Source organism: Flavobacterium sp. GNP008, from assembly GCF_056428965.1.
On record NZ_JBWJVL010000041.1, the window covers coordinates 1 to 260 of the forward strand.

Consider the following 260-nt stretch of genomic DNA (forward strand, 5'->3'; position numbering starts at 1 on the left):
ATATTGGTATTCTAAAAAGACTGATAATATTGATAAAATACACGGCGTTGAGAAAATTTTCCGCCGAACTAGAGTAGAAGAGAAAGTCCTCCAACTGATACAAAAACACAATCATATTGCACAAGAATTTTTGCACAAAATAAAAGCTTCTGATGAAAAAAAGAAACCATTTGTCGAGCTTGCTAACTATTTACTTAAAAGAGAAGCTTAAGTTTTTCTTATTTTTTTAATTTCTTCTTTTTAATACTATGAAATTTCGT

General features: G+C 28.5%; 1 pseudogene. It reads left to right on the forward strand.

What is annotated here, in order from left to right:
- A pseudogene (locus AC0608_RS13805) lies at positions 1-211 on the forward strand (polyprenyl synthetase family protein); the annotation flags it as partial.
- Between the last annotated feature and the right edge of the window lie 49 nt (positions 212-260).